The 6,004-nt window shown below is 60.6% G+C and carries 2 protein-coding genes; both read right to left on the bottom strand.

The window, feature by feature from the left end; translation table 11 throughout:
• The coding region (locus Q8M42_RS08085) for a filamentous hemagglutinin N-terminal domain-containing protein (RefSeq protein ID WP_304862741.1) at positions 1–3,968 on the bottom strand (3,968 nt) is incomplete at its 3' end.
• A gap of 120 nt (positions 3,969–4,088) precedes the next feature.
• Complete coding sequence (locus Q8M42_RS08080; RefSeq protein WP_305284015.1) at positions 4,089–5,744, bottom strand: ShlB/FhaC/HecB family hemolysin secretion/activation protein; 1,656 nt, start codon at positions 5,742–5,744, stop codon at positions 4,089–4,091.
• Positions 5,745–6,004: the final 260 nt, after the last annotated feature.

The raw sequence follows: 6,004 nt of genomic DNA, 5'->3' as shown, positions 1-6,004 counted from the left end.
ACCTGCACATCACTGCCGTACTGAGTGGTGCTAGTGCTGCTCCAGAAATGGCGTTTGTCCTTGCGCATCTGGCCGTTTTCGGCCTCGGCGGAGGCGATGATCAGGTCCTGCCCGGCACTCAGGCTGGCGTCGCCGCCGGCCTTGAGGCTGCCACCGATATTCTGGATATCGCGACCTGCGGATAGAGTCAGGTCGTTGCTGGCTTCGATGCCCGCGGCCTTGTCGACCACACTGGTGAGCTGGCTGAAGTTACGTCCGCTGCGTGCTTCCTGAGTGATAGTGCGCTCGTTGCTGATATCACCGGTCAGGGCAATCGCCGTGACGTCCTTGCCGGCAATGATGCCGCCCTGAGCATTGCGGATGCTGTCGGTGGCCAGCAGCGAGAGACGCTCGCCCGCTTGCATCAAGCCGCTATTGCCGATGTTGTTGGCCGTCGCACTGAGGTTCTTAGTGGCGCGCAGGGTGCCGCTGTTGTTCAGGTTGCCGCCACTAATCAAGGCGACATCCTGCCCTTGAATCAAGGCACCTCCCGGAGCCAAACGGTCATTGGCCTGAGCCAGGTAGAGCACCGGCACCAGAACCTTCTGGCCATTCACGACCTGCTCTTGCATCCAGACGATGTCATGGGTCAGAGCCGCCACCTGTTCGGCAGTCAGGGCGATGCCGGGGGCCAGGTTCAGCGCTTGTTTGCTGGCAATGGCGTTGTCCATCAGGTACTTGAACTGCGCTTCGTCCGAGTTCAACCCGGCCAGGAAGCGCTTGCCGGTACGCGCGGCAATGGCCTGCTGGATTAGGCGCTGTTCATACAGGCCATCACCCAGACGGCGCTGGGTTTGATCCGGGTTGTAACCCACCGCATCCAGCAGGTAACCCGAGTTAAGGAAGTTGCTCAGGCTGGCAAACGCCGGGTTGGTTTCAATCAGGTAGGGGTAGCCCGGATCGTTGTTGAGCTGGAACAGCCCATTCTGCCCTTGCGGCAAGGCAAAACCAGGCAGTGCCAGCGGGTCGACCACCAGTTGCTGACTGTCTGCCGGTAACTGCGCATTAAGCTGCACGACCACGGGTTGGCTGCTGCCGGTTACCTGGGTATCGAGGCTCGGTGCAGTGCCAGCCTGAGCGGCCTGGTTATTCAGCACCGAGGAGTTGGTCAGGCTTTGCGTGGCTTGAATGCTGACATTGCCGCCAGCCTGGATGATGGCCGGAGCACCGGAGCCATTTGGCGTCTGGGTCTCAATATCGCTGGTCAGTGTCCAAGCATAGAGTGCGGTGGGTACTTCCTTGGGCAAAGCTGCGGCGTTGTAGGGGTTGATATGGTTGTCGCGGAAGCGCTCATCGGTGCCATCAGTGACACGCCCGGTATTGAAGCGCCGAATACGCTCAATAATGCCGCTAGCCGCGCCCATGTTTTCCAGGGTGATGCCGGTGATGTTGATATTGCCGCTGGCACTCAGGCTGCTGTAACGGTTGGCAATGGCGTCGCCTTGAATTGTCAGGTTGCCGCCACTGTGGATTCTGGAAGCCGCGGAGTCTTGGTCCACCGTGATATTGAAGCGTTCAGTGGCGACGTAATCGACGTTATGGTGATCACCGCTGCAGTCGTAGCACACCACGCTGATGCTGCCAGCCGTCAGCTGCTTGCCGGGGGTAAACACTTCCTTGCGGTTGGTCAGGGTGGTCGCCCGCAGGCTCATATCGCCACTGGACTCGATGCTGCCAGAGCGGTTCTCCAGCAGAGTCGACTTATTGCCAGCACCATCCTTGGCAATGGTCAGCGCACCCAGGCTGTAGATATCGGCGTACAGGTTGCTGATGCGGTCAGCCAACAACTGCATATCGCTGCCGCTAAACAGCAGGCCGCCCTGATTGATCAACTGCGCCGCTTCGATGTGCAACGCCGCAGCACTGCCCAAGGTGCCTTGGTTGTTGAGGCTGGCCGCCTTGACGCTTAGGTTATTGGCCGAGGTGATCTTGCCGGCACTGCCCAGGTCCGTGCTGATCTCAATGTGCACGCCGCCAGCACTGCGCAACTCGGCAGCGCTGCCTAGGTCGGCACGGTTGGCCGTGAGGCTCAAATCGCCTTGGGCCAGCAGCTTGCCATTACCGGTGTAGGCGTCGCTCAGGGTCAGGTGCAGTGCGCCATCGGTTTCGATACGGCCGTGGTTTTCCCAGCGCTCACCGCTGGTGGTGATGCCATCAACGGCAAGCAGAGCGCCGGTAGCGCTTTGGGTAAGACGATTGATATTGATGTTGAGCGTCTTGGCTTGCAGCGAGCTGATATTGCTCCACTCATCCAGGCTGAGATCGACCGCACCGTTGGTGATAAAGCGACCGCCTGCCTGACCAAGCGTCGTCAGGTCGATAGCAAAGCCCTGATCGCCCAAGTGACGAACCGTACCGCCCTGGTTGCTCAAGCCAACGCTGCCCAGGGCAAATGCACCACTGCCAATCTCGACCAAGCCGGCATCGTTGTTGAACAACCCGCCCAGCACAAACCGGCTTTCGCCCTCGCCACCCAGGGCGCGCAGTTTGCCGCCGTTGTTGCTCAGGGTATTGGCCGCCAGTTGCAGATCGCTGGCGGATTCAATCAGCCCATTCTGGTTGTTCAGATTCGCGCTGAGTTGCAGATCAAGCGAGCCGCCCGCCACGGTGCCGTCCTGGTTATTCAGGTTGGCCGCCGTGACCTTGATGGCTTGCTGGGCCAGGACTTCACCGCCCTGGTTGTTCAGCTGGGTAGCGCTCAGGTCGAGGCTTTGCTGCGCAACGATACGCCCGCCCTGGTTTTCCAGGGTCTGCGCGTTGAGCGTTGCGTCACCGGCGCTAAGCAGCTTGCCGGCGCGGTTATCCAGAGTCTGCACATCAGTGTTCAGGTTGCCGTGGGAGGTGATGGTGCCGGGGTTTGTCACCTTGCCGGTTTGCAGGCTCAGGGTGGCCGTGTTGTTCAGGCTGCCATCGGCACGTACGCCCGCCTCTACCACGCCCTGGTTGAGCAGTTCGTCACCTTTAACGGTCAGCTGCTGGGCTGCTGCCAGGCTTTCCTTGACCAGCGTTTGGCCACTGGCTTCCACCATGGCATTGCGCCCGGCGAAGGTGTCGGCATTCAACTCGATATTCTCGGCCTTGAGCTGCAAGTCGCGGCTGGCGGCGGTGCGCGCCATGCTCAGCTGGCCATTGGCGTCAATCTGAATATCGCCGGCACTGGCGGCCATATCACCGGCCAGTTTCACGCCCACACCGGCTTCGGTACCGACCAGACGAATTGCGCCAGCGTACATGCCGCCCAGCGCCGAGCTGTCGATGGCCAGTTGCGGTTTGGCGCTGCCATCATCGGCTTTGGCGGTGGCATTGAGGCTGGCGGCGTCGACTTCGTTACGCCCGGTAATCACATTCAGCTGGTTGGCATGCAGCTCGGCGTTGATCTGCGCACTGCGGGTGATCAGGTCGAACTGGCTGACATTGCGTGCATTGAGGCCATCACCTTCGATGCTGATCTGCCCGCCATCGACATCGAAGCGATCCAGACGCCCGCCTTCTACCACTGGCTTGCCGGTGCTGAGGGTGACGCGCGGTGTATTGATAAAGCCGCAACCATCGCAGCTGATGCCATGCGGGTTGGCGACGATGACCGCGGCTGACTTGCCGGCCACTTCGGTGTAGCCCTTGAGCTGACTAGGGCTACCGCCGTTGACCTCATTGAGGATGACGTTCGCCGCCCCGCCGGTGAGGTTGGGGCCGCCCAGGTTTGGGTTACCCATCACATAGCCGCCCAACTGCGTCTGCACTAACGCCTGGGCGCTGTTGTTGAGAATCAGGCCCTGCTGACTGACGTTGAAGTCAGTGAACTTGTTGTGCGACAGACCGCTGCCATTGGGGGTGGCGATATTGACCATGGGCACGCCATTGGCGGCCTGGGTTAGCGCTGCGTTATTGCCGGCCTGGGCATCCAGCGCCAGTTCGGCCGCGGTAGTCACGATCGGATTCAGGAACAGTACGCCGATCAAGACACAGGCAATATTTTGGAAAAAGGGCGCGCGAACGTCCATGTAATAACTCCAACCCGTAGGGCTTTAAATTCGAAAATCAGCAAAAAATCAGAAGAACAGGTCGACCCGGAAGTACACCGGATGCTCCTGGCGCTCGATGGCGTCTGGGCGTTCCAGTGAACGGGCGAAGGTCACCGACGCGGCCAGATGCTGGCCGCGGGCGCTCAGCTCGATGGCATTGCCGGAGAGGCGGCCATGCTGGTCCGGGTTGTAACGCCCGCCGCTGATCACGCCCATGTCGTAGGCGAATGCCACGCCGTACTCACTAACAAAGGGCTGCAGCGGTTGCCAGCTCACCGCCTTGCGCCAGCGCACTTGGTTGCGCCAGTAGGCGCCGCTGTCGCCTGACAGCGATTGTTCCTTGAAACCGCGAACCGAGCTCAGGCCGCCAACGCTGATGCGTTGCGGGCTGTACAGCACATCTTCGCTGCGCTGGCCGTTGGCCAGGCTGTCGAAGCTGAATGACTCACCCCACAGCTGGAACGGCTGCAGGTAGCTCAGGGTCAGGCTGTATTTGTTGTAACGCGCCACCGGCTGACCGCCTTGCGGGCTGCCGCTGCGCTGCGCATCGAATGCGCCGGTGCCGTGCTGCCAACCGAGGTCGGCGTTAACGAAAGCACTGCCGATACGTCGGCCATGGTTGAAGCCCAGCTGCGCTTCAGACAGGCGCTGGCTGGAAACATCGATCAGGTTGCCGAGGATAAAGTTGTTGCTGCGCAAGTGGCTGACGCCCAGGCTGGCGGCGGTTTTGCTCAGGCTGTCGCGGTGCAGCACACGCTCGGCACGCAAGGCGTGGGTCTTGCTGTCGCCATCCTGATCGAAGGCAAAGCCGTTGGCCTCGCTCTCGGTGCGGTAGTAGCTCTGGCTGTAGCTGTAATTGAATGTCCACCAGCCATACGGCAGGCTGTAGTTGAGGCTCTGGTTGTGAGAATGGCGGTAACTGTCGCTGACTGCATCGCGACCGGCACGCAGGCTCAACTGATCCGCCAGGCCCAACGGGCTGTCCCAATCCAGGCCCATCCCCCACTGCTGCTCACCGGTACTCAGCTGGCCATCGTTATGCCGTGCAAGGCTGACGCGCCATGGCTTGCTGCGCTGACCTTGCAGCTGCACGCGGCTACCACCAACCTGCTCACCAGGCACCAATTCCAGCTGTGCCTGACGCGACGGCAAACGGTTGAGCTGCTCGACCAGTTGCTCCAGCTCGCGCAGGTTCAGCACGCGCTCGGTTGCACCAGGAAAGCTCATGGCCAGCTCAAGATCAGACGCCAACTCCGAGCTGTTCAAACCTTCCAGCTGGCCCTCGACTACCGTGACCTGCAGCGTACCGCTGGCCAGGTCTTGCTGCGGCAGGTAGGCGCGCGTAGTGACATAACCACGACCGAGGTAGTGATTGGTGATGTCCTTAAGCAGCTGATTGAGCTGACCAACGCCCAAGCATTGGCCATTGTAGGGTTTAAGAATGCTGGCCTGATCAGCCGGACTGAGCAGCGTGGCACCGACCAGATTGATCTGCTCAATAGCAAAGCAGCGCTCATCTTCAGCAACCGGCTGCGCAGGTAGTTGCTCGACCTTACCGGGCAACTGGCGCAACTCATCCAGGCGACGCTCCTGCTCTTGCAGCAGACGCTCCTGACGCTCGCGGATAAGGTCACGATCACCTGGCGTTTGCGCCAGCGATACAGCGGGAACGAGGGAACACATCAGCCAAACGGCCAAGAAATGGCCGAAAGCCATTTTTAACGTCGCCCAGCGATGGCCCGCAGGGTGACCGCCAGGGATGGCAGGCCATAAAGGTTTACTACGAAGGGACATGCCTTCAATCCTTTGAATAGCGGATTAACAGAGGAAAATGCGGCGCGCATTAGAACACATGGCGAGTTGCCATCACTCGCACGACGCGTGACCTACCTCACAGAACCGGCCGCTCATCCTGAACTTCTGACCACCGGTTGCTGTCGCGC

It is taken from the genome of Pseudomonas sp. (assembly GCF_030684895.1).
Taxonomy (GTDB): Bacteria; Pseudomonadota; Gammaproteobacteria; order Pseudomonadales; family Pseudomonadaceae; genus Aquipseudomonas.
This window is presented reverse-complemented; position numbering and strand designations above follow the sequence as displayed.

Coding starts and splice junctions, on each gene's coding strand:
- Q8M42_RS08080 (WP_305284015.1), bottom strand. CDS start 5,744: ATGTGTTCCCTCGTTCCCGCTGTATCGCTGGCGCAAACGCCAGGTGAT.